The 24,135-nt window shown below is 73.3% G+C and carries 20 protein-coding genes; 15 read left to right on the top strand and 5 right to left on the bottom strand.

Going from position 1 to position 24,135, the window contains the following annotated elements; genetic code table 11:
* Positions 1 to 210: 210 nt before the first annotated feature.
* The 9 genes from ACTWM8_RS06450 to ACTWM8_RS06410 all read left to right on the top strand — a co-directional run bounded on the left by ACTWM8_RS06450 (position 211) and on the right by ACTWM8_RS06410 (position 11,073).
* Positions 211 to 1,341: a glycosyltransferase gene (locus tag ACTWM8_RS06450; RefSeq protein ID WP_446213011.1), complete on the top strand. Its 1,131-nt coding sequence runs from the start codon at positions 211 to 213 to the stop codon at positions 1,339 to 1,341.
* 21 nt (positions 1,342 to 1,362) lie between these two features.
* Positions 1,363 to 2,235, top strand: a complete 873-nt coding sequence (locus ACTWM8_RS06445; protein WP_446213010.1) for a glycosyltransferase family 2 protein — start codon at positions 1,363 to 1,365, stop codon at positions 2,233 to 2,235.
* Positions 2,232 to 3,473 carry a hypothetical protein gene (locus ACTWM8_RS06440; RefSeq protein WP_446213009.1) on the top strand — a complete coding sequence of 414 codons (1,242 nt, stop codon included), beginning with the start codon at positions 2,232 to 2,234 and terminating at the stop codon, positions 3,471 to 3,473. The genes ACTWM8_RS06445 and ACTWM8_RS06440 overlap by 4 nt, the downstream gene beginning before the upstream one ends.
* Before the next feature lie 13 nt (positions 3,474 to 3,486).
* Positions 3,487 to 4,362 carry a glycosyltransferase family 2 protein gene (locus tag ACTWM8_RS06435; protein WP_446213008.1) on the top strand — a complete coding sequence of 292 codons (876 nt, stop codon included), beginning with the start codon at positions 3,487 to 3,489 and terminating at the stop codon, positions 4,360 to 4,362.
* 1 nt (position 4,363) lies between these two features.
* Complete coding sequence (locus ACTWM8_RS06430; RefSeq protein ID WP_446213007.1) at positions 4,364 to 5,500, top strand: glycosyltransferase family 4 protein; 1,137 nt, start codon at positions 4,364 to 4,366, stop codon at positions 5,498 to 5,500.
* Entirely contained in the window at positions 5,497 to 6,864 is a 1,368-nt protein-coding gene (locus ACTWM8_RS06425; protein ID WP_446213006.1) for an O-antigen ligase family protein, read from the top strand. Before ACTWM8_RS06430 ends, ACTWM8_RS06425 begins: the two co-directional genes overlap by 4 nt.
* 76 nt (positions 6,865 to 6,940) lie before the next feature.
* A complete protein-coding gene (locus ACTWM8_RS06420; RefSeq protein ID WP_446213005.1) occupies positions 6,941 to 8,365 on the top strand; it encodes a Wzz/FepE/Etk N-terminal domain-containing protein in 1,425 nt (474 codons plus the stop codon).
* Between the two features lie 175 nt (positions 8,366 to 8,540).
* Positions 8,541 to 9,812 carry a DUF1800 domain-containing protein gene (locus ACTWM8_RS06415; protein WP_446213004.1) on the top strand — a complete coding sequence of 424 codons (1,272 nt, stop codon included), beginning with the start codon at positions 8,541 to 8,543 and terminating at the stop codon, positions 9,810 to 9,812.
* A 1-nt stretch (position 9,813) separates the two neighbouring features.
* Positions 9,814 to 11,073: a DUF1501 domain-containing protein gene (locus ACTWM8_RS06410; RefSeq protein ID WP_446213003.1), complete on the top strand. Its 1,260-nt coding sequence runs from the start codon at positions 9,814 to 9,816 to the stop codon at positions 11,071 to 11,073.
* A 34-nt stretch (positions 11,074 to 11,107) separates the two neighbouring features.
* On the opposite strand, the gene ACTWM8_RS06405 is transcribed toward ACTWM8_RS06410, so the two are convergent.
* A complete protein-coding gene (locus ACTWM8_RS06405; RefSeq protein WP_446213002.1) occupies positions 11,108 to 12,925 on the bottom strand; it encodes a trypsin-like peptidase domain-containing protein in 1,818 nt (605 codons plus the stop codon).
* Between the two features lie 185 nt (positions 12,926 to 13,110).
* Between ACTWM8_RS06405 and ACTWM8_RS06400 the strand changes: the two genes are divergently transcribed.
* The 6 genes from ACTWM8_RS06400 to hutH all read left to right on the top strand — a co-directional run bounded on the left by ACTWM8_RS06400 (position 13,111) and on the right by hutH (position 20,941).
* Complete coding sequence (locus tag ACTWM8_RS06400) at positions 13,111 to 13,962, top strand: MurR/RpiR family transcriptional regulator (protein WP_446213001.1); 852 nt, start codon at positions 13,111 to 13,113, stop codon at positions 13,960 to 13,962.
* A gap of 13 nt (positions 13,963 to 13,975) precedes the next feature.
* Positions 13,976 to 15,631, top strand: a complete 1,656-nt coding sequence (gene hutU / locus ACTWM8_RS06395) for a urocanate hydratase (protein ID WP_446213000.1) — start codon at positions 13,976 to 13,978, stop codon at positions 15,629 to 15,631.
* Positions 15,628 to 16,827, top strand: a complete 1,200-nt coding sequence (locus ACTWM8_RS06390; RefSeq protein WP_446212999.1) for an allantoate amidohydrolase — start codon at positions 15,628 to 15,630, stop codon at positions 16,825 to 16,827. Before hutU ends, ACTWM8_RS06390 begins: the two co-directional genes overlap by 4 nt.
* Entirely contained in the window at positions 16,824 to 18,176 is a 1,353-nt protein-coding gene (locus tag ACTWM8_RS06385; RefSeq protein ID WP_446214483.1) for a formimidoylglutamate deiminase, read from the top strand. Before ACTWM8_RS06390 ends, ACTWM8_RS06385 begins: the two co-directional genes overlap by 4 nt.
* 63 nt (positions 18,177 to 18,239) lie before the next feature.
* On the top strand, positions 18,240 to 19,409 hold the full coding sequence (hutI, locus tag ACTWM8_RS06380) for an imidazolonepropionase (protein ID WP_446212998.1): 1,170 nt from the start codon (positions 18,240 to 18,242) through the stop codon (positions 19,407 to 19,409).
* A complete protein-coding gene (hutH, locus tag ACTWM8_RS06375; RefSeq protein WP_446212997.1) occupies positions 19,406 to 20,941 on the top strand; it encodes a histidine ammonia-lyase in 1,536 nt (511 codons plus the stop codon). Before hutI ends, hutH begins: the two co-directional genes overlap by 4 nt.
* An 84-nt stretch (positions 20,942 to 21,025) precedes the next feature.
* Here hutH and rdgB read toward each other — a convergent pair whose 3' ends face one another.
* From rdgB to ACTWM8_RS06355, 4 genes are all read right to left on the bottom strand, one after another.
* Positions 21,026 to 21,643 carry an RdgB/HAM1 family non-canonical purine NTP pyrophosphatase gene (gene rdgB, locus ACTWM8_RS06370; RefSeq protein ID WP_446212996.1) on the bottom strand — a complete coding sequence of 206 codons (618 nt, stop codon included), beginning with the start codon at positions 21,641 to 21,643 and terminating at the stop codon, positions 21,026 to 21,028.
* Positions 21,640 to 22,368 carry a ribonuclease PH gene (gene rph, locus ACTWM8_RS06365; RefSeq protein WP_446212995.1) on the bottom strand — a complete coding sequence of 243 codons (729 nt, stop codon included), beginning with the start codon at positions 22,366 to 22,368 and terminating at the stop codon, positions 21,640 to 21,642. The genes rdgB and rph overlap by 4 nt, the downstream gene beginning before the upstream one ends.
* Positions 22,369 to 22,579: 211 nt before the next feature.
* Positions 22,580 to 23,041: a hypothetical protein gene (locus tag ACTWM8_RS06360; RefSeq protein ID WP_446212994.1), complete on the bottom strand. Its 462-nt coding sequence runs from the start codon at positions 23,039 to 23,041 to the stop codon at positions 22,580 to 22,582.
* A 585-nt stretch (positions 23,042 to 23,626) separates the two neighbouring features.
* Positions 23,627 to 24,079, bottom strand: coding sequence for a hypothetical protein (locus ACTWM8_RS06355; protein WP_446212993.1), 453 nt, complete (start codon positions 24,077 to 24,079; stop codon positions 23,627 to 23,629).
* Positions 24,080 to 24,135 lie beyond the last annotated feature (56 nt).

Below are 24,135 nucleotides of genomic sequence, written 5' to 3'. Positions count from 1 at the left end.
TCGTTCGACTGCGCCCATCGGCCGGTCGCGCCGCTCCAGCCCTGACCACCAGCAGGCCGAGAACTGACGGGTGAGGTTCCACCGTCCCGGCTCAGACCGCTGCTACCCCACACCGCATTTCGGACGACAGGGAGTTCACGTGGTACGCGAGGGTGTCACGCCCAGGATCCCGCACGCGCCAGGGCGGCGCCCCGACGGAGGCGAGAGCCGGTGAGCACGACCGCCGGCCACCTGTCCGGGCAGCACCCTGCGCTCCCCGCGCTGTCCGGCTCGTCCGTCGCGCTCGTCCACGAGTGGTTCGGCGCGACCGGCGGCTCGGAGAAGGTCTTCCGGAACATCACCCAACTCGTCCCGCACGCGGAGCGGTTCGTGCTCTGGAAGGACCACGGCGTCGAGGACCCGGACCTGCGGGAGTCCTGGCTCGCCCGGACCCCGGTCCGGCGCAGCAAGGCGATGGCCCTTCCCCTCATGCCGATGACCTGGCGGACCCTCACCCGTCAGCGGTTCGACGTGGTCATCTCGTCCAGCCACGCTTTCGCGCACACCGTGAAACTGGGGCCGCCCGAGACGACGCGGCACCTGAGCTACGTCCATGCCCCGGCCCGGTACATCTGGAGTCCCGCCTTCGACGGCCGGGGGTCGAGCCCGCTGCTCGCCCTGCCACGCCGCGCGCTCCAGGCCGTCGACGTCCGGTTCAGTCGACACGTACACAGCTACGCGGCGAACTCGCGTGAGGTGCAGGCCCGGATCCGGCACTACTGGCGACGTGACGCGGTCGTGGTCAACCCGCCGGTGGACGTCCCCTTCTTCGCGGACGCTCCCCCGGCGGACCGGGCCCAGCCGAGGGACTATCTGCTCGGCGTCGGGCGGTGGATTCCGTACAAGCGGTTCGACCTGATCATCGCGATCGCGGAGGCCGCCGGACTCCCGGTGGTCATCGCCGGCTCCGGGCCCGAGGAGGTCAACCTCCGACGTCTCGCGGAGCGGGTCAGCGTCCCCGTCACCTTCGAGGTCATGCCGAGCAAGGAACGACTGCGCCAGCTCTACTGGGGCGCGAAGGCACTGCTCTTCCCGGTCCACGAGGACTTCGGCATCATCCCGGTCGAGGCACAGGCCTGCGGTACGCCGGTCATCGGCATCGACCGCGGCGGGTTGCTGGAGACGGTGGTCGACGGCGAGACGGGCTTCCTCGTCGGGTCCACCGAGGCACGCGGCTTCGCCGCCCTGGCGGCCCGCGTCGGCGAACTGCGAACCGATCGCATCCAGGCGAATGCCGCGAGGTTCTCCGAAGCGGCCTTCGCCGCGACGTTCTCGGCGTGGGTGGCAGATGCGGTCGCGTAGGGGAGCGACGGTGACGTCCCGATGAGCACCCTCGGCATCGCTATCGTCAACTACCTGTCCGCGGACGACTGCGCCGGACTCGTCCGCTCGCTGGTGGCCCACCACGCCGGTGCGGAGCCCCGGGTCGCCGTCGCGCTCGTCGACAACAGTGACCAACAGCGGGAACTCGAGGCGGTCGCCGAGTTCGCGCGCGGACACGGCCTGGTGGTCCGCGTGATCCACGGCCACGGCAACGTCGGCTACGCCGCGGGGAACAACCGCGGCGCGCGCTGGCTCCTCGAGATGGGCGCCGACGTGATCTGGGTCCTCAACCCGGACACCCGGATCACCAGCGGCGTCCTCGCGTCGGCGCTGGACGTGCGCCGGGCGGGCGACTGCGCGATCGGTGCGACGACGAGCGTCGGCGCCGACGGCGGCACCCACCCCGACCTGGGCGCGCTCGACCTGCTGACCGGCCGTAGCGGCCAGCCGGCGGCGGGATCCGCGGCGTCGCGCACCCTGACGTACGTCGCCGGCCATTCGATCCTCCTCACCCGCGAGGCGTTCGAGAAGTTGGGTGGCTTCACCGAGGACTTCTTCCTCTTCTACGAGGAGGCGGACATCGCCGTCCGTTCCGCGCGCCTCGGCATCCCGGTCACGGTCGTCGACGGTCTCGCGGTCGAGCACTCCGGCGGCGGCGCGACCGGCGCGACCCGGGACATGAAGGCCAAGTCGCTCGTCACGTACTTCCACGCCAGCCGCAGCTGCATGATCTTCTTCCGGAGGCACTACGGCAGACGGCTTCCCCTGGCCGCCCTCGCCCGGCTCCTCTACGCGGCCAAGGCGCTGGTGGTGGCCGGCCCGAAGGCGGCGACCGCGGTCCTCCGAGGCACGGTCGCGGGGTTGCTGGCATGACCCGGCAGCTGCGTGGTTCGGTCCGGCGGGCGACGGGCAGCGCAACCCTGATGTACGTCTCGGCCCTGGCGATGTCCGGCATCGCCATCCTGCTCAGCGTCGCGCTTCCGCCAACCGAACGCGGCCTGCTGGTGGCGACGACGACCAGTGCCGCCACCGGCGTCGCGGTCGGCGGATTGTCGTTGGAGACGTTCCTGCTGGCCCAGGGCCGTCAGTGGCTGGACGAGTCGGCCGGGCGGCGCAGCCTGGCCATCTACACGGCCACCGTGCCCCTGACGGCGGCGCTGGCCTGGATCTTCGCGCGGTACTCGGAGGAGGCCACCCCCGCCATCGCCGCCGCCGGCGCGGCGTGCATCGCGGCGAGCAACATTCCCGCCGCGGCCGGGCTCACCCTGGGCCGGTTCCTCAGTGTCTACCGGTACCGCGCCGCGTTCGCCGCCACCGCGCCGGCGCTGTACGTCCTGCTGATCCTCGCCTCCGTCGAGGACGCGCAACTGTGGTTGCTGGCCTGGCTGGGGTGCCAGGCGCTGATGGCGGTGGCGCTGTGGACGAAGCACGGGCTGTCGCTGACCCGCATGGCGCGACGGGCATCGCCTCCCGAGGAACGCGTCGCCCGGCTGGGCCTCACCCACGCGGGCGCCGTGGCCCAGGTCTTCACGTACCGCTTCGACCAGCTTGCCCTGGCCCGCTATCAGGGACCGGACGTGCTCGCCGTGTACTCGCTGGCGGTGGCGGCGATCGAGTTCACCCAGGCCGGCGCGGTCGTGGCGGCCCAGCGGACCCTCGGCGACCATGCGGACGGCTCGGCCCAGCGGCTGAACGAGGTGCTACGCCGGGCCTTGTACCTCGCCGTCGGCATGGGGGTGCTGGTCCTGATCGGGCTGGCGGGAATCGGCGTGATCACCAGCGGCTACGAGGCGGCACTGCTGCTCGGCCTCGTACTGGTGGCGCGCAGCATCGCGGTGACCGTCGGCAAGATCCTCAGCGCCCGGCTGGTCAACCTCGGCGGCGAACGCGCGACCGCGGCGATCGCCGCCGGTACCGCCGTGGTCGCGATCGTCGGCTACTCGCTCACCGCCGCCGAGTTCGGCGCCGTGGGCGTCGCCCTCCTCTCCGTCGTGCTGTTCGCGCTGCACAGCTCGGTCACCGCCGTTGCCCTCAGGAAGTGGTCCGGACCGCGGTTCGCGCCGACTTCAGCGACCAGTCCCGTGAACAGTGAGGTTGGCACCGTTGCCTGACAGAGTCGTTGCAGTGATCCTCAACTGGAACTGCGCGGACGACACCGTCCGCTGCCTCCGGGCGGTCGCCGGCGGCAGCACCGTGCCGGACGTCGTCATCGTCGACAACGGTTCGACCGACGACTCCGTCGAGAAGCTCGAGCGGCTGGACGGGCCCGTCACCCTGCTGCGGCTCGACCGGAATCTGGGCTACGCGGGCGGCATGAACGCGGGCATCCGGGAAGCCCAGGCCCGCGGCGCCGACTGGGTGTGGCTGTTGAACGCGGACTCGGTGCCCCGGCCGCACGCCCTGTCGACCCTGCTGCGGCACGCGGACCGCTTCGAGGTGTCGACGTCGTTGCAGACCACCTCCGCCGACCCCGGCGACCCGGACGTCGAACCGTACGTCGTGGCCGCCATGCTGCCGAAGGGCAAGGTCCGTCCGGTCCGCTGCGCAGGCTGCGCGGAAGGGGCCCACGAGGTGGACATGGTCACCGGCGCCGCGCTCCTGCTGCGTCTGGCCCGGGTCATCGAGGTCGGCCTGTTCGACGAGCGGTTCTTCCACTACAAGGAGGAATTCGATCTCGTCCGCCGGATCGGCGACGCGGGTGGCCGGATCGGGTTCGTCTGCGGTTCCGAGGTGTGGCACAAGCGGGGCGGCAGCCTCAGCGGATCGAGCCCCCGGGCCCGGTACTACCACCACCGCAACGAGATCCTCTACGTGCGGAAGCACTACCCGCGTCCGCTGCGGCGGCTGCTGATCGGCGAGCCGATCCACTACCGGAACGTGGCGAGGTCCGTGTTCCAGCTCGCCGACGGCAGCCGGGAGCGCAGACGTGCCGCACTCGCTGTCCTGGCCGGATACTGGGACGGTCTGCGGGGCGTTCACGGCCCCACCGGAAGGTTCTAGCGTGCACATCCTGTTCGTGAGCCACTCCTCGGACCTGATGGGCGCGGAGCGTTCCCTGATCACCCTGGTGCGGGAGGCTGTCGAGGTCCGTGGCCACCGCGTCACCGTCACAATGCCGGCCGAGGGGCCACTGCGGGCCGAACTCGTACGAGCGGGCGCGGAGGTGGTGGTCCTGCCGACCAGGCTGTGGATGGGACGGCGCCACACGGCCCTGGTCGGCCTGGTCCGCTCCGGTCAGGCGGCGGTCTCGGTTCCCCGGTACCTGCGCTACCTGCGGCGGGCGAGACCCGACCTCGTCGTCACCAACTCGGCCGTCGTCCCGGCCGGCGCGATCGCCGCCCGGCTGGCTGGCATCCGGCACGTCTGGACGATCAGGGAGAGCCTGCTCACCAACCCGAGCCTGCGGTCGGCCGTACCCCGGAAGGCGATCGCGCGGACCATCGCCGGCCTGGCGGACGGCGTCGTCGCGATCTCGCAGTACGTCGCCGGTCAACTGCTCACCGCGGCCCCCGCCGTCCGCGACAAGCTGCGGGTGATCCCGCCGTCGGTCGCGCCCCGGGCCGGGGATCCGACGGCGGACGGGCGCCGTGGCTCGCCCACGCTGGAGAGACTCGTCCTGCTCGGGCGCTACACGCCGGAGAAGGGGCAGGCGGACGCCATCGAGGCGCTGGGGCGATGCGCCAGAGCGGGGCGCCCGCTGGCACTGAAGCTGGCCGGGGTCGGCGACCTGGCCGCGCAGCGAGCACTTCGGGCGCTCGCCGAGGAGCACGGGGTCGGTCACCTCGTCGAGATGTCCGAGTGGACCGACGATCCCCACGCGCTCTACGCGGAAGCGGACGCGACCCTGATGTTGTCCCGCAACGAGGCCTACGGTCGGGTGACCGTGGAGTCGCTCATGGCGGGGACGCCGGTGATCGGCTTCCGTGCGGGGGCCACCACGGAGATCCTCGCCGACGGCGGCGGAGTGCTGGTGGAACCGGATGTCGAGGCGTTGACGCGGACCCTGCTGAGCCTGGCGGAGGACGACGAGAGCGTCGACCGGCTGACGTCGGCGGCGGGGCGGCGGGCGCGCGACCTGAACTCCGCCCCCTCCTCGGCGCGGCGGTTCGTCGCCTACCTCGAAGAACTGCACCCGTGACCAGGTCGGTGCGGATGTTCGGCCTGCCCGCCGTGCTGGCGGTCACGGTCGGCGTGCTGGCGGGCTGGCAGCCCGTTCTGCTGGGCATCCTGGGGCTGGTCGCGCTGCTCGTCTGGGGAGTCTGGACGCCGTCCCGGCTGAACCACACGCTGTTCGCGGTTCTGCTCCTCGTGCCGGTGACCGCGGATCCGGGCTATCCCACCAAACCCGTGTGGGTCGTCCTGCTGGCGGCGACGGTCATCGCCCTTTTCGGGCGCCTCCAGCGCTTTGACCCGGACGCACCGCTGACGTTCGTCGGGATGTCCGCGTTCGCCGTGCCGGTTGCGGGTTTCCTCGCCGCCCTGGCGCACTGGCGGGGACCGAAGGACCTGGTCTTCGCGCTCGCGCCGTTCGTCTGCTACGCCGTCATCGCCTGGCACGTGGTGGAGGAGGCCCGCCGGGATCCGCAGGCGATGAAGGGACTGGCCCGCGCGTTCGCCTGGGTCGGAGTGCCGGTGGCGCTGCTCGCGATCCACCAGCGCCTCACCGGGACGTGGCCGATCCTCGACGAGTTGGCGATCAGCAACGCGTTCACCTCGTCTGCGGGCGGGGGCAGATCGGTGGGCACGATCGGGCACCCGATCGTCTACGGCACCTACTGCATGATGTCGATGTGCGTCGCGATCGCCCTGCGCGGGCGCCTCTGGCAGGTGCCGTTCGCCGCCGGCGCGGTGGGACTGCTGCTGTCCGGCTCACGTAGCGCGTGGTTCGGCATCGCCGGCGCCGCCGTCGTCTGGTACCTCGCCCAGGAGCGGAAGGTGACCCTACGCGGTGTCGGCCTCGTCGCGGCTGCCGTCGCCGCCGGCTCGGCACTCGTCGTGGTCGGTCCCGGCCCGGTGCAGGGCGCGATCGAGATGGTGCGTTCCCGGCTCTCCAACATGACGGGGTCGAGTTCGGCCACCGCACGGTACAGCCGCTACGACGCGGCGTGGTCCGGCCTGCGGGAGAGCTACGACACCGTGCTGTTCGGTCTGGGGCCGGAGGCGCACGTCCGATTCTTCCAGCAGGTGGGCATCGGTGACTACCTGGCGCAGACCTTCGACAACAGCTACCTCACCCTCTGGTACGACCTGGGACTGCTCACCCTGCTGCCCTTCGTCGCCCTACTGGTGAGCCTGCTGGTCAGGTCGAGCTCGTTGGTCGCCCGGATGCTGGTCGTGGGGATCGCGGTGCAGATCTTCTTCTTCGACTTCTATCTGTGGCCGTGCGCTGTCGCCGTGCTGATTCTGGCGGCCGGTCTGGCGTTCTCCCGGGACTCCGCCGAGGAGGACCCTGTCCAGGACACGCCCGGGGCCGCCGACGTCCTGCTTGCCGGGTCGCCATGAGCAGCACGGCCGCGTTTTCGTACGAGTCGAATTCGGCCGCCGGTGGGCGGCTGGCCGACACGAGTGAGGATCAAGAGTGAGGCTTTCGGACGGATTGCGGCCAGCCGGCGCGTCCACCCCGCCGGCGGACATCTCGCCATCCGGCATCCGTGGGATCGTCGGCAGATCACGTTCGGCGCTCGGACAGTGGAGCCGACTGACGCCCCGACACCACCTGCACGCGGTACGCAGGTACCGGTGGGCGGTCCTCGTGCTCACCCTGCTCGGCGGGCTGGGCGGCGGACTGGCATCCCTGGTGCAGACCCCGGTCTACAAGGCCGACGCGCAGCTGTTCTTTTCGCCGAACTTCCCGACGAGGGACATCCGTCAACTCGACACGGGCGGCAACTACATCCTGCAACGTGTCCGGTCGTACGCCGAGATCGCCAACAGCCCTGAGGTCGCCGCGGCGGTGATCGGCCGGTTGGGTCTGCCCTACTCGCCCGAGGAGCTGATGTCGCAGGTCAGCGTGACGGGCAAGGCCAGCACGGCGGTCCTGACCGTCGAGGTCGGCGACGAGGATCCGGAACGCGCCCGGGACATCGCCAACGCGATCGCGGACGAGTTTCCCGACTTCATCGGCAGGCTGGAGAAGCCGACCGGGATCGACACCCCTCCGGTCAAGGTGTCCGTCGTCCGCCCGGCGATCACGCCGCCGTCCCCGGACTCACCCCGGCCGCTGACCAACCTCGGCCTCGGTCTCGCCGGTGGTCTGCTGGTGGGGACGGCAACGGCGCTGACGGCGTACGCGCGGGAGCGTGCTGTCCGGGACGAGAGCCACGCAGCCGAGGTGGCGGAGCTGCCCCTGGTGGGGGTGGTCGAGGCCGAGCCGGCGGCGGCCGGCCTGATGGCCCACGACGAAGGTTCCGACCGTGCCGAGGTCTTCCGGCAGCTGCGGACGAACCTCCGGCTCCAGGCGGTCGGAGACCGCCTGACCAGCCTCACGGTCATCAGTGCTGCCGCCGGTGACGGAGGGGCCACCACCGCCGGGAACCTGGCGATCGCGTTCGCCCGGGCCGGCGAGACGGTGGTGCTGGTGGACGGGAATCTCCGGAACCCCGAGGTCCATGAGCTGTTCGTCACCGCCAACGACGTCGGGCTGGCGAACGTTCTCCGGGGCGAGGCGTCGGTCAACGACGTGGCGGTCCACTGGCACCCGGATCTTCCGCTCTTCGTCCTTCCCACCGGTCAGGTCGAACCGGGGCCGGCGGAGATGCTGTTCCAGCCGGACCGGCTGGCCGCCGTGCTGGAGTCGTGTCGGCTGGACGAGGTCCTCGTCATCGTGAGTGCTCCGCCGCTGTTGTCGGACGCCGAAGCGAAGGTCCTGGTGACCGCCACGGACGCGACCGTGGTGGTGGCTCGGGTCGGCTCCACGCACGTCGACCAGCTCGCGACCGCGGTGGGCGTGCTGCGGAAGATGCGCGCGAACCTGCTCGGCCTGATCGCGGTCCGGTCCAGGTAGGACGCGCGGGGACCGGGGTCGCCGGGGGCGGTCCCGGCCCGCGTCCTCCGCCCGGTCCCGGGGGTCACTCTCCGCAACAAGATCCGTTAGACTGGCTCGTGCCTGGTCCAGCGAGGACAGTGGACGGCGGAGACCGGGTTCCAGGATCCCGCGACCTCGACGTAGGTTGACAACGATGAGCGATGACGTCGCAATGCTGTTGCGGCGGGCGGGCTTCGGTCCGACGGCGTCCGAGCTGACGGCAGCGCGGAAAGCAGGTTACGCGGCAACCGTGTCGAGGCTGACGGCGCCCGCCGGGCCGGACCGGGGTGCCGCCGCTTCACCGATGCCGAACCTCGGCCGCGATCCCTTCGACGATCTCCCGAATCCGACCACCGAGCAGCGGGCCGCGGCGGAAGCGACCCGACGGGAGCACACCGATGCGATCGTGCGGTGGTGGCTGGACCGGCTGACGGTCGCGGACCACCAGGCCAACGAGAAGCTGACGTTCTTCTGGCACGGACACTGGGCCACCTCGATCCGCAAGGTCGGCAGCCCCCAGTTCATGCTGGCGCAGCAGCGGAAGATCCGCAGCTCGCCGACCATCGGGGTGATGGCACGCAAGCTGGTGTCCGATCCCGCACTGGTGTACTGGCTCGACGGGCAGCTCAACACGAAGGACGCGCCGAACGAGAACCTCGCCCGCGAGCTGATGGAACTGTTCCTGTTGGGTATCGGGAACTACACCGAGCAGGACGTGAAGGAGGCAGGGCGCGCGCTGACCGGGTGGCGGACCGACCTCGGTGTGCCGGAGACGGCCATCTTCTTCCCGGACAGCCACGACGCCGGGCCCAAGACGATCCTCGGCGCCAGGGCCAACTTCGACGCCCACACGCTGGTCGACTTCCTCGCGGAGCAGCCGGCCTGCGCCCGTTTCATCGCCTCCCGCCTGTGGTTCCGGTACGGCTCCTCCTCCGAGCCGATCGTCAGCTCCACCGAGCAGCGGATGCGGGCGGCATTCCCGGTCGGCATGCGCATGCTGCGGGTCCTCTTCGAGGACGAGGAGTTTCGGTCGGGTCGCTACCGGCTCGTGAAGCAGCCGGTGGAATGGCTCGTCGGCGCGATGCGGCAGTTGGAGATCAGGCCCGCCCGGTTCCCCGACGAGACGCTGCACCGGGTCGTGGCGGGACTGACCGGCCTGGGTCAGGTTCCCTTCGCCCCACAGAGTGTGGGCGGCTGGCCGAGCGGAACCGCGTGGCTGAACTCGGCGGCGGCGCAGGTGCGCCTCGGTCTGGCCGACCTGCTCGCCGGGCTGGCCGGCATCGACCGGATGACCGCCGAACAGTTGGCGAACATCCTCGCGATCGACACGTGGACCAACCGGACCTACCTGGCCCTGAAACAGGCGAAGAACCCCCGACAGCTCCTGACCCTCGGTCTGGTGAGCCCGGAGTACCTGGTGATCTGACATGGATTCGTTGACCCGACGCAGGTTCCTCCTCGCCTCGGCGGCCGCCGGCGGCGCCGCCGCGCTGGCGGCCGGCGGGATGGGACTGGCCGAACTGCTCGCCACGGCGACCCGCGACCACGGACCGGACCCGGACGACGGCATCGACAAGCTGGTCCTCCTCACCCTGTACGGCGGCAACGACGGCCTGAACACCGTCATTCCGTACGCGGATCCGGCGTACCACTCCGCCCGCCCCGAGCTGGCGTACGCCCCTGAGCAGGTACTGCATCTCGACGACGCGCTCGGGCTGAATCCGGTGCTGACCGGGCTGAAACGACTCTGGGACGACAAGCAGCTGGCCGTGGTGCTCGGGGTCGGCTATCCCCGGCCCGATCGGAGCCACTTCCGGTCCATGGACATCTGGCAGACGGCATCACCGGAGGTGCCCGTCGCCACCGGCTGGGTGGGCCGCTGGCTCGACGGCACCAACGCACCCGCCGAGGCGGCGGTCAGCTTCGAGCCCGTACTCCCGCCGCTTCTCGTCGGTGGGACGCGCGTGGGCGCGTGCGTAGCGGTCGGCGGGCTCGAACTACCGGGCGGGATCGACGCCGAACTGCTGGCCGCCCTCGGGCAACCCCAGGCCGGCGAGTCGGACCTGCAGGCGCGCGCGGCCGAGGCGTACCAGGACTTCCTCCAGGTGAACAAGCTCGTGCACCAGGCGCAGAAGGCCACCATCCCGTCGGGGACGGGCGACCTGCCGCCCCTGCCCTCGACCGCGACCGGCGGTGGCAGTTCCCTCGCGGCACAGCTCGCTCTGGTCACCCGGTGTGTCGAGGCGGGTGTACCCACCCGGGTCTACTCGGTGAGCCTGGGCGGATTCGACACGCACGCCAACGAGCGGGTCGGGCAGGAGTGGTTGCTCAAGCAGCTCGACGAGGCGTTGTCCGCGTTCCTGAACCGGCTGGCGAAGACGAGGGCCGGCCGGCGGGTGACCGTGGCCGTGTACAGCGAGTTCGGCCGCAGGGTCCGGGCCAACGCGTCGGACGGCACCGACCACGGCACGGCCGGCCCGCTCTTCGTGCTGGGCCCCGGGGTCGCGGGCGGACTGCACGGCGAGCAACCGAGCCTGGTCGATCTGGACAACGGCGACCTCAAGGCCACGGTGGACTTCCGCGACGTCCTCGGCACGCTCCTCGGCTCCGTGCTCCAGGCCGACCCGGACCGGTACCTCAACGGCTACCAGGCCCGGTTGCTCCCGCTCGTCCGCAACAGCCGGTAGCGGCGACGGACGACCGGCCACGCCGGGGCAGGCGTCAGTCGCCTGCCCCGATCTTCTGGCGGTCGACCGCGTTCTGCCGGTACGTCTGCGCCACCAGGTTGGCGGGCGACTTGGCCGTGACGGCTTCGAGCCGGGTGATGGCGTCGGAGTACCGGCCGGCGAAGTAGTCGTCGAGCCCACTTCGATACAGCTTGTCGGTGTCGCCAAGCTCGTCGGTGACACCGGCCTCGGTCAGCATCGCGTCGAGAGTGGACGCCGGTACGACGATGCGGTTCGCCTTGGTGGGCAGTTCCTCGTCGTTGTCGAGGATGCCGACGACCCGGCCGTTGGTGTCGACGACGAGCCCGCCGCGGGAGTAGAGGCCCACGTCGTCGTTGACCCGGGACACCGGCATCGTTCCCGACGTGCCGGAGCCGGTCACGGTCACCCGCTTCGACTGGACGGTGAAGGTGGCGGTGAGCGGGTCCTTGTCCGTGGTGCCGTACCCGATGGAGAGCAGTGTCGTTCCCTCCTTGAGGTCGGCAGCCGGGTTCAGCTCGGCGACGGGGAGATCGCCCTGGGCGAGCTTGACCAGGGCCACGTTGCCCGCCTGGGGCTCCCACGTCCTGACGATCTCGCCCGGAATCGCCGGAGCGTCGGTGACATTGCCCTTGGCCACGTTGACCTGCCCGAACAGCCGGACCTCCGGTTCCTTTGCGGCGTCGACGCCGGTGAGAACGGTGGTCTTGAGCTGCTGCGCCACGTAGTCGTCGAGCTTGCCAGGTTCGAGCTTCTTCTCCTGGATCAGCACCCGGCCCAGCGCGTAGAGCGCGTTCTGCCGCGGGGTGTCGCCCGTGGGGCGCACGCAGAAGCCGTTGGTGAGCACGTGGCCGGCCGGACTCACCACGAACCCGCTGCACCGGCGGTTGAAGGTGATCGGCGCCGCCCGCAGGGGCGCTCCGGTCCGCTTGTCCCGGAGGTATCCGGTGAACACGACCTCCACGTAGACCAGGGACGGCGAGGCCACCGCCACGGCCCGTTCCTCGAGCGTGTACGGCGGCGGGGAGCCCTCGCCGTCGTCCGATCCGGCCCAGACCGCCACGCCACCGGCGGCGGCGAGGACCACCAGCACCAGCGCCACGATGCCGAGCCAGAGCCCGGTACGGCGTCGACGCGGCTCGGAGGGCTGGATCCGGCGCGCGGTGGAGGCGAGCGGGTCGTACGGCGGCACGCTGGTCGGGTGCGGGTAGGCCGGCGACACCGGCGGCCCGGACACCTGGTGCGGAGGCGTGGAGACCGGGTACGGAGGCGTCGAGAACGGCTGCGGCGGGGCCGACACGGGAGGCGTGGCGACCGGCTGCGGCGGGGCGGAGACCGGCGGCGGGGTGCCCTGGTGCGGCGGGGCGACCTGGTGCGGCGGCGTCGACACCGGCGGCGTCGACACGGGCTGCGGCGGGGCGGAGACCTGCGTCGGGTCGCCCTGCACCGCCCACGGGGCCGGCTGCGACTGCTGCGTCGGGGGCACCTGGAGCATCGCCACGGTGCTGTCCTCGCCCGCCTCCTCGCTGTGGATCTCGTGGCCCAGGGCGAGGAAGAGCCGGTCGGCACCGGGCCCGCCGTCGGCCGCGTACGCCACCCAGGGCGCGGCCGCGGTGAAGTCGGCGGCCAGGTACGGCCCGCCGCCACCGCCCGGGGCGGCCAGCGCGTCGGCCATGCCGGAGAAGGCCCGACGCCAGGCCGGATCCTCGGCCACCACGGGTTCGAGCACCGCGACGGTCACCAGCCGGTCCTGCCCGTCGACGGCCCACCAGGCTCTGCCGACCTGGCAGACGCCCATCACCTCGGTGAACCTGTACGGACCGTCCGGCTGCATGCCTCACTCCTCTGCTCACCCGCCGTGCGGATAGTACAGAAACGTCGCGAGCGCGGCGGCCGCCGGCAGTCCCGGCCGAACCCGCCCCACCAGGGGCTCCTCCCGTGTGGACCACCGACGGTCGGACGGGTGTGACCGAACGGACGACGGTTGCGTCTGAAAGTTTTCATGCATACAGTCACGCCATGAATGACGGAGCCGTCGCCGCGCCCCCCGACCGGGTGCTCGACCTGTTCCACGGCGTCCGGCTCACGCCCACCCAGCGCCGCATCGCGCACTGCCTGGTGCAGCACGCCGCCGCCGCGTCGTACCTGTCGGCGGCCGAGGTGGCCGAGCTGGCCGGCGTGAGCCAGCCGTCGGTGACCCGGTTCGCCGTCGCGCTCGGCCACGACGGCTACCCGGCGCTGCGCCGGCGGCTGCGCGAGCTGACCTCCGGCACCGCCGGTGGCGGCGCCGGCGACGGCAACGAGCTCCAGCGGGCGGTCCGCGCCGAGATCGCGAACCTGGAGCGGCTCGCCGGCGAGCTCGCCGACCGGGACCGGATCGCGGCCGCCGGGCACCTGCTGGCGGCCAGCCGCCCGCTGCCGGTGCTCGGGCTGCGCGCGGCGGCGCCGCTGGCCGCGTACTTCGCCTACTTCGCCGCGAAGGTGCACCCGGACGTCCGGGTGCTCGACGACGGCGGCAGCCTGCTCACGGACCGGATGGAGCAGGCGGCAGCGTCCGGGGCGAGCGCCCTGCTCGCCTTCGTCCTGCCCCGCTACCCCCGGGAGACCTTCGAGGCGCTGCGGGAGGCCCGCGACGCCGGGCTGACCGTGGTCGCGATCACCGACTCGCCGGTCAGCCCGGCGACCGAGTACGCCGAACTGGTGCTGCCCGCCACGGTCGGCACCGACCTCGTCTTCGACCTGCACACCGCCCCGATGACCCTGGCCATGGTGGTCCTCCAGGCGATCTGCGACGCCTCCCCGGCGGACACGCAGGCCCGCCTGGAGGCGTTCGAGTCGTCCGCCGCCCGTCGCCAGTTGTTCCTCGGCTGAGAGGAGTTCCGAGATGCACCAGCCCGTCCGCGCCGCTCGCGGCACCGCACGCACCGCCCAGGGGTGGCCGCAGGAGGCCGCCCTGCGGATGCTGATGAACAACCTCGACCCGGAGGTGGCCGAGCGCCCGGACGACCTGGTCGTCTACGGCGGCACCGGAAAGGCCGCCCGGGACTGGCGGTCGTACCACGCGCTGGTGCGTACGCTCACCGAGCTGCGCGACGACGAGACGATGCTGGTGCAGTCCGGCCGCCCGGTGGGGGTCATGCGCACGCACGAGTGGGCGCCCCGGGTGCTGCTGGCGAACTCGAACCTGGTCGGCGACTGGGCCACCTGGCCGGAGTTCCGCCGTCTGGAGCAGCTCGGCCTGACCATGTACGGGCAGATGACCGCCGGCTCGTGGATCTACATCGGCACCCAGGGCATCCTCCAGGGCACCTACGAGACGTTCGCCGCCGTCGCCGCGAAGCGCTTCGCCGGCACGCTGGCCGGGACGCTGACGCTGACCGCCGGCTGCGGCGGGATGGGCGGGGCGCAGCCCCTCGCGGTCACCATGAACGGCGGCGCCTGCCTGATCGTGGACGTGGACCGGACCCGGCTGGACCGCCGGGTGCACGACCGCTACCTGGACGAGGTCGCCGACTCCCTCGACGACGCCGTGGAGCGGGTGCTGGCCGCGAAGCGGGAGCGCCGGGCGCTGAGCGTCGGCGTGGTCGGCAACGCCGCGACGGTCTTCCCGGAGCTGCTGCGGCGGGGCGTGGAGATCGACATCGTCACCGACCAGACCAGCGCGCACGACCCGCTGTCGTACGTGCCGGAGGGGGTGGAGCTGGCCGACGCCCGCGACTACGCGGCGGCGAAGCCGGCCGAGTTCACCGACCGGGCCCGCGCCTCGATGGCGAAGCACGTCGAGGCGATGGTGGGCTTCCTCGACGCGGGCGCGGAGGTCTTCGACTACGGCAACTCGATCCGCGGTGAGGCCCAGCTCGCCGGCTACGAGCGGGCGTTCGACTTCCCCGGCTTCGTGCCGGCGTACATCCGGCCGCTGTTCTGCGAGGGCAAGGGCCCGTTCCGCTGGGCGGCGCTCTCCGGCGACCCGAAGGACATCGCCGCCACCGACCGGGCCATCCTGGAGCTGTTCCCGGAGAACGAGTCGCTGGCCCGGTGGATGCGGATGGCCGGCGAGCGGGTCGCCTTCCAGGGCCTGCCGGCGCGGATCTGCTGGCTCGGCTACGGCGAGCGGGACAAGGCCGGGGTGCGGTTCAACGAGATGGTCGCCTCCGGTGAGCTGTCCGCGCCGGTGGTGATCGGCCGGGACCACCTGGACTGCGGCAGCGTGGCCAGCCCCTACCGGGAGACCGAGGCGATGGCCGACGGCTCCGACGCGATCGCCGACTGGCCGCTGCTCAACGCGCTGGTCAACACCGCCAGCGGGGCGTCCTGGGTCTCCATCCACCACGGCGGTGGGGTGGGCATCGGGCGGTCCATCCACGCCGGGCAGGTCTGCGTCGCCGACGGCACGGCGCTGGCCGGGCAGAAGATCGAGCGGGTGCTCACCAACGACCCGGCGATGGGCGTGATCCGGCACGTGGACGCCGGGTACGAGGCCGCCCGCGAGGTCGCCGAGCGTACCGGCGTGCGGGTGCCGATGGCCGAGGGACCGGCGTGACCGACCTGACCGCCCGGTTCCGGGCGCTGTGGGACGAGATCGCGCCGGTCGGGCGGGACGCCGGCAGCGGCGGCTACCTGCGCTACGCGCTGACCGAGCCGGAGCTGCGGCTGCGGGAGTGGTTCCGCGAGCAGGCCGAGCACCGGGGCATGCCGGTCACCGCCGACGGCAACGGCAACCTCTTCGCGTGGTGGGGTGACCCGCAGGCCGGCGGCGCGCTGCTGACCGGCAGCCACTTCGACTCGGTGCCGCACGGCGGGGCGTACGACGGGCCGCTCGGCATCGTCAGCGCGTTCCTCGCCGTCGACGAGTTGCGCGGCGCGGGCGTGGTGCCGGGCCGACCGATCGCGGTGGCGGCGTTCGTGGAGGAGGAGGGGGCGCGGTTCGGCGTACCGTGCCTGGGGTCGCGGCTGCTCACCGGGGAGATCGCGGTGGAGCGCGCGGCCGGCCTGCGCGACGCGGCCGGGGTGAGCTTCGCCGAGGCGCTCGGTGACCGGCCCGGGGGCGCCGACCCGGCGCTGCTCGGCCGCTTCGCCGCCTTCGTGGAGCTGCATGTCGAGCAGGGCCGCGCGCTGGTCGAGGCCGACGCGCCCGTCGCGGTCGCCAGCGCGATCTGGCCGCACGGCCGCTGGCGCTTCGACTTCCACGGCGAGGGCAACCACGCGGGTACGACCCGGATGGCCGACCGCCGCGACCCGATGCTGACGTACGCGTTCACGGTGCTGGCGGCGAACAAGGAGGCCCGGCTGCGCGACGCGCACGCCACCGTGGGCCGGGTGTCGGTGGAGCCGAACGCCACCAACGCGATCCCGTCGCGGGTGACCGGCTGGCTGGACGCCCGGGCGGCCGAACCGGAGACGCTGCGTGGGCTGGTCGGGGCGGTGCACGCCAAGGCGGCCGAGCGGGCGAAGCGGGACGGCACGGAGCTGACCTGCACGGAGGAGTCGGCCACCCCGCTGGTCGCCTTCGACGGCGGGCTGGCCGACCGGCTGGCCGAGCTGCTCGACGCGCCGGTGCTGCCCACCGGGGCGGGCCACGACGCGGGGGTGCTCGCCGCGCACCTGCCCACCGCGATGCTCTTCGTGCGCAACCCGACCGGGGTGTCGCACTCCCCCGCCGAGTCGGCCGCCGACGCCGACTGCGCCGCCGGGGTCACCGCCCTGGCCCGGGTGCTCCGGGAGCTGGCATGCCGATGACCCGCTGGCTGGCCGAGTACGCCTGGCTGCCCGATCACGCCGAGCCCACCCCGGACGTGCTGATCGAGGCGGTCGACGGGCGGATCACCGCGGTCGCCCCGCTGACCGCCGGCCGGCCCGCCGCCGGGGTGGAGGTGCTCGGTGACGCCGTCCGGCTGCCCGGGCTGACGCTGCCCGGCCTGGCCAATGCCCACTCGCACGCCTTTCACCGGGCGCTGCGCGGGCGCACCCACGCCGGGCGGGGCAACTTCTGGACCTGGCGGGACGGGATGTACGCGGTCGCGCAGCGGCTCGACCCGGACTCGTACCTGGCCCTGGCCCGGGCCGCGTACGCGGAGATGGCGCTGGCCGGGGTGACCTGCGTCGGCGAGTTCCACTACCTGCACCACGGCCCGAACGGCACCCCGTACGACGACCCGAACGAGATGTCGGCGGCGCTGGTCGAGGCCGCCGCGCAGGCCGGCATCCGGATCACCCTGCTGGACACCTGCTACCTGACCGCCACGGTCGACGGCGCCCCGCTGGCCGGGCCGCAGCAGCGGTTCGGCGACGGCGACGCGCTGCGCTGGGCGGACCGGGTCAGCGCGTTCGCTCCCGAGGCCGGGCACGCCCGGGTCGGCGCGGCCATCCACTCGGTCCGCGCGGTGCCGGCGGAACAGCTCGCCACCGTCGCCGGCTGGGCGGACCGGCGCGGCGCGCCGCTGCACGTGCACCTGTCGGAGCAGCCCGCCGAGAACGACGCCTGCCGGGCCGTACACGGCCGCACCCCCACCCGGCTGCTCGCCGACCACGGGGTGCTCGGGCCGGCCGTCACCGCCGTGCACGCCACCCACCCGACCGGCGCGGACGTTGCGCTGCTCGGGGAGAGCCGCACCGGGGTCTGCCTCTGCCCCACCACCGAGCGGGACCTGGCCGACGGGATCGGGCCGGCTCGGCGGATGGTCGAGGCCGGCAGCCCGCTCAGCCTGGGCAGTGACAGCCACGCCGTGATCGACCTGTTCGAGGAGGCCCGCGCGGTCGAGCTGGACGAGCGGCTGCGCACCCGCCGGCGGGGGCACTTCAGCGCCGTCGACCTGCTGGCCGCCGCGACCACCGGCGGGCACGCCGCGCTGGGCTGGGCCGACGCCGGCCGGCTCGCCGTCGGTGACCGCGCCGACCTGGTCACGGTACGGCTCGACACCGCCCGCACGGCCGGGGTGCCGCCGGTGGGGGCGTTCTTCGCGGCGACCGCCGCCGACGTCAGCTCGGTGGTGGTCGACGGGCGGCAGGTGGTGCGCGACGGCGTGCACCTGACCGTGGACGTGCCGGCGGAGCTGCGCGCCGCGACCGCGGCGGTGTCCGGTGCGTAGCCCCGCGGGCCGGCCGGTGCGCGGTGCACGCCGGGCCACCGGGTCACAGAGCGGAGGGACGCCGTGAGCAGCCTGCTGGTCGACGACATCGGCGAACTGGTCACCAACATCGCCGGCGCGGGCGAGGGCGGCCCGCTCGGCATCCGCCGCCGGGTGGCGCTGCTGGTCGAGGAGGGCCGGGTGGCCTGGATCGGCCCGTCCCGGGACGCCCCGGCCGCCGACCGGCGGATCGACGCCGGCGGCGCCGCGGTGCTGCCGGGCTTCGTGGACAGCCACGCCCACCTGGTGTTCGCCGGGGACCGGGCCGCCGAGTTCGCGGCCCGGATGGCCGGGCAGCCGTACACCGGCGGCGGCATCCGCACCACGGTCGGCGCGACCCGGGCCGCCTCGGACGAGGAGCTGCGGGCCACCGTGCGCCGGCTGCGCGCGGAGGCCATGCGGCAGGGCAGCACCACCATGGAGATCAAGAGCGGGTATGGCCTCACCGTCGCCGACGAGGCCCGCTCGCTGCGGATCGCCGCCGAGGTCAGCGCGGAGACGACCTTCCTCGGCGCGCACGTCGTCCCCGCCGAGTACGCCGACCGCCCCGACGACTACGTCGGGCTGGTCTGCGGGCCGATGCTCGCCGCCGCCGCCCCGTACGCGCGCTGGGTGGACGTCTTCTGCGAGCGGGGCGCCTTCGACGCCGACCACACCCGGGCGATCCTCACCTGCGGGCAGGCGGCCGGGTTGGGCGTGCGGGTGCACGCCAACCAGCTCGGCCCCGGGCCGGGGGTACGCCTCGGGGTGGAGCTGGGCGCGGCCAGCGTCGACCACTGCACCCACCTGAGCGACGCCGACGTCGACGCGCTGGCCGGCTCGCCGACCGTCGCCACCCTGCTGCCCGGGGCGGAGTTCTCCACCCGCTCGCCGTACCCGGACGCCCGTCGGCTGCTCGACGCGGGCGTGACCGTGGCGCTCGCCACCGACTGCAACCCCGGCTCGTCGTACACCTCGTCGATGCCGTTCTGTATCGCGCTCGCCGTACGCGAGATGCGGATGACCCCGGCGGAGGCCGTCTGGGCCGCGACCGCCGGGGGCGCGCGGGCGCTGCGCCGCGACGACGTCGGGGTGCTCACCCCGGGCGCCCGGGCCGACCTCGTGATCCTCGACGCCCCGTCCCACCTGCACCTGGCCTACCGGCCGGGTGTACCACTGATCCGCCAGGTTCTGCACAACGGAGTCCCGCAATGACCGTGACCATCCTGCCCACCGGGATCACCCCCGCCGACGTGCTCGCGGTGGCCCGCGGCACCGCCAAGGTCGTCCTCGACCCGGCCGCCGTGGAGGCGATGAGCACCAGCCGGTCCATCGTGGACGGCATCGAGGCCGCCGGCCGACCCGTCTACGGCGTCTCCACCGGCTTCGGCGCGCTGGCGAACACCTTCGTCGCACCCGAGCGGCGGGCCGAGCTGCAGCACGCGCTGATCCGCTCGCACGCCGCCGGGGTCGGCGCGCCCATGCCCCGCGAGGTGGTCCGGGCGATGATGCTGCTGCGGGTCCGCTCGCTGGCGCTGGGCCACTCCGGGGTCCGCCCGCTGGTCGCCGAGGCCCTGGTCGACCTGCTCAACCACGAGATCACCCCGTGGGTGCCGGAGCACGGCTCGCTCGGCGCCTCCGGCGACCTGGCGCCGCTGGCGCACTGCGCGCTGGTGCTGCTCGGTGAGGGCTGGGTGCTCGGCCCGGCCGGCGAGCGGATGGACGCCGCCGACGCGCTGAGCCGGGTCGGGCTGAAGCCGATCGCGCTGGCCGCCAAGGAGGGGCTGGCGCTGATCAACGGCACCGACGGCATGCTGGGCATGCTGCTGCTGGCGATCCACGACGCCCGGCACCTGTTCACCATGGCCGACGTGACCGCCGCCCTGGCCATCGAGGCGATGCTCGGCTCGGAGCGGCCGTTCCTGCCCGAGCTGCACGCCATCCGGCCGCACCCCGGCCAGGCGGCGTCGGCGGCGAACATCCACCGGCTGCTCCAGGACTCGCGGGTGATGGACTCGCACCGCGACGACCTGGCGCACGCGGTGCAGGACGCGTACTCGATGCGCTGCGCCCCGCAGGTGGCCGGCGCCGCGCGGGACACCCTGGACTTCGCCACGACGGTGGCCGCGCGGGAGCTGCTCTCGGTGGTGGACAACCCGGTGGTGCTGCCCGACGGCCGGGTGGAGTCCACCGGCAACTTCCACGGCGCGCCGCTCGGTTTCGCCGCCGACTACCTGGCCATCGCCGCCGCCGAGGTGGGCGCGATCGCCGAGCGCCGGGTCGACCGGCTGCTCGACGTGGCCCGCAACCGGGAGCTGCCGGCGTTCCTCTCCCCCGATGCCGGGGTCAACTCCGGCCTGATGATCGCCCAGTACACGGCCGCCGGGATCGTGGCGGAGAACCGCCGGCTCGCCGCCCCCGCCTCGGTGGACTCGCTGCCCACCAGCGGGATGCAGGAGGACCACGTCTCGATGGGCTGGGCGGCGGCCAAGAAGCTGCGCACGGTGCTGGACAACCTGACCAGCCTGCTCGCGGTGGAGCTGCTGGCCGCCGTACGCGGGCTCCAGCTGCGCGCACCGCTCACCCCGTCGCCCGCCGGCCGGGCCGCCGTCGAGGCGCTGACCCCGGTCGCCGGCGAGCCCGGCCCGGACGTCTTCCTCGCCCCGGTGATGGAGGCCGCCCGCGCCGTCCTGGCCGGCCCGGACCTGCGGGCCGCCATCGAACGCGAGGTCGGCCCGCTCGCCTGACCCTCTTGCCGCAATTACACAGAAAGAGTGGCTATTCCGCGTCGGATAGCCACTCTTTCCGTGTAAGTGCGCGGGATGAGGGGGTCAGGTGGTGGGCGGGAGGACCTTGGCGGCGAGCTTGGCGAGTTCGCGCAGGGCCTTGCCGCGGTGGCTGATCGCGTCCTTCTCCTCCGGCGTCAGCTCGGCGTTGGTGCGGTCCTGACCGTCACCCAGGAAGATCGGGTCGTACCCGAAACCGCCGTCACCGCGCGGCGCGCGCAGCAGCCGGCCGGCCTGGCGGCCGTCGACCAGGTGCTCCTTGCCGCCGGGCAGCACCAGCGCGACGGTGCAGACGAACGAGGCGGCGCGGTGCTCGTCGGGGAGGTCGGCGATCTGGTCCAGCACCAGCTGGAGGTTGGTCCGGTCGTCGCCGTGCCGGCCGGCCCAGCGGGCGCTGAACACGCCCGGCATGCCGTTGAGGGCGTCGACCGCGAGCCCCGAGTCGTCGGCGATGGTGGGCAGGCCCGTGCGCCGGCAACCCTCCCGGGCCTTGATCAGCGCGTTCTCGCCGAAGGTCAGGCCGGTTTCCGGCAGCTCCGGGTACTCCTCGACGTCGTCCAGCCCGATCAGGGCGATCCGGTGCGCGCCGAGCGCGCCGTCGAGGATCCGCTGCAGCTCGATCAGCTTCTTGCGGTTGCGGGTGGCGAGCAGGACCTTGTTCATGATGCGAGTGCCTTCCGCTGAGCGTCGGCCAGTTCCACGCAGCCCAACAGCCCCAGGTCGAGCAGCGAGTCGAGCTGCGCACGGGAGAAGATGCCGGCCTCGCCGGTCCCCTGCACCTCGACGAAGTCACCCTCGCCGGTGCACACCACGTTCATGTCGACCTCGGCGGCGACGTCCTCGGAGTAGTCGAGGTCCAGCCGGGGCTCGCCGGCGATGATGCCGACGCTGACCGCCGCCACCGACCGGTGCATCACCTTCTCCGGCTTGCCGGCCAGCGCCTTGCGCCCGGCCAGCCAGGTCACCGCGTCGTGCAGCGCCACGTACGCGCCGGTGATCGCCGCCGTCCGGGTGCCGCCGTCGGCCTGGAGCACGTCGCAGTCGAGCACGATCGAGTTCTCGCCCAGCGCCTTGAGGTCGATGGACGCCCGCAGGCTCCGCCCGATCAGCCGGGAGATCTCGTGGGTACGGCCACCGACCCGGCCCTTGAGGCTCTCCCGGTCCGAGCGGGTGTTGGTGGCCCGCGGCAGCATCGCGTACTCGGCGGTCACCCAGCCGAGCCCGGAGCCCTTGCGCCAGCGGGGCACCCCCTCGGTGACGCTGGCGGTGCAGAGCACCCGCGTGCCACCGAACTCGACGAGCACGGAGCCCTCCGGATGGGTGCTCCAGCCGCGGGTCAGGGTCACCGGTCGGAGTTGGTCGGGCAGCCGCCCGTCAGGTCGCGCCATCCCTGCACCTTATGCGGTCGGTTGATCGAACCGCCCCGGGGTGTCCAGCAGAGCGGTCCACGACGCGTCGGCGGTCCGCCGATCGGGTACCGGACCCGCTCCGCCGGACCGGACACGGGCCCACGGGCCCAGCGGGCCACCCCCGGACCTGGGACCCGCGTCCCGCAGGACGGCGGACCGGTCGTCCGTGGCAGGACGGCTCCACCTCCGCTTAGTCGCACTCCTCGACGCGGACGTTGAGGACGAGCGGCCGGTCCCAGCCACGCGGTACCCGGTCCAACCCGGTGGTGGTGGCGGACGCCCGGCAGCCGTCCACCCGCCACGCCCAGGTGCAGGTGGGGCCGCCGTACTGGAAGCCGTGCTCCACGCAGCGCGTCACGTCCTCGATCTTCGCGTCCCGCGCGCCGGCCGCGGTGAGCCAGTCGTGCACCCGTTCGGCGAGGTCCACCGGGCACCGGCCCTCGGGGCAGGTGAACCGGTACACCTGCTGCGACGCGTCGTCACCCTCGACGAGGCGGTCGGAGGTGAAGCCGGCGGGGCGCCCCCAGTCCGTGAGCATCGTCTTCCGCTGGGCCATCTCCTGCCGGGGCACGAACCAACCGACGTACCCGGCGAGGCCGCCGCCGACGCAGAGCCCGACGGTGAGCAACCCGGCCAGCACGACGAAGAACACCCGCAGCCCGGTGGACCCGCGCGCCGGCGCCGGGCCGGTTCCGGTCGGCGGGAGTGAGGCCGGCGCCGGGTACCCGACCGGCTGACCGGCCGGCGGGTACGGTCCGGCGGCGAACCCGGGCCCGGGAACCGGAGCGGCGCCCGGCGACGGCGGGTACGGCGTGGCGACCGGCGGGTACGGCGCGCCCCCCGGCTGCGGTGCCGGCGGGTACGGCGTGCCTGCCGGCGGGTGCGGGTGGCCGCCCGCCGGGGGCGCCGGCGGGTACGGTCCGGCGGCCGTCGACGGCGGGTGCTGCGGCTGGCCCGGGTGGCCCGGCCACGGCCCAGCCGGCTCGGACGGGCCGGACGGGCCGGGCTGGTACGGCTGGCCGGGCGGGCCGGGCGGACCCGCCGGAGGGGCCGACGGGTGGGGCTGCCAGCCGGTCGCATCGGAGGGAGAGTGGCTCACCGGCGAGATCCTAGGCCGACGACGCCGCCTTCGAGGCCCCGGTCCACAGCGGACGGAACTGCCGCGCCGACGCCGAGAGCCACCCCACCGGGCCGCCCCGACGACCCGACCGTGGCGGGCCACCCACGTCCCGCCTGGTCAGGCGCGTCCCGCGATGGCCAGCTCCAGCGTCAGGCCGGCTCCGCCCGTGGTGTCCCGCGCCCAGCCCGTCGTGGCGGCCGTCACCAGCCAGCCGTCGCGCTCGCCGTCCCACCGGCAGCCCGGCCCGTCGGGGCGGCCGCGGTCGCGCAGGCACTGCCGGACCACGTCGATCGTGAGGTCCCGCACCCCCGCGGTGAGCAGCCACCGGTGCAGGCGCGCCGTCGCGTCGCTCTGGCAGTTCTGCCCCTGGTCGCAGCTGACGTGGTAGGACGCGGTCAGGGTGTCGATGCTGCCCCCCTGCTCGTGGACCCCGGCCAGCCGGAACCCCTCCGGCGCGCCGAGGCGCTCCTGGAGTTCCCGGCGCTGCCGCATGTCGTACCAGTCCTCGCCCCACTCGTCGTAGGCGAACCAGCCCGCCCCGCCGCAGCAGCAGAGGGCGAGCAGAAGCACGAGGGGTAGCACGATCCACCACACTCTGGACCTGCGCTGCGGCGCGTTCGGCGGCG

Source organism: Micromonospora sp. IBSANI012 (assembly GCF_052814045.1).
This window is presented reverse-complemented; position numbering and strand designations above follow the sequence as displayed.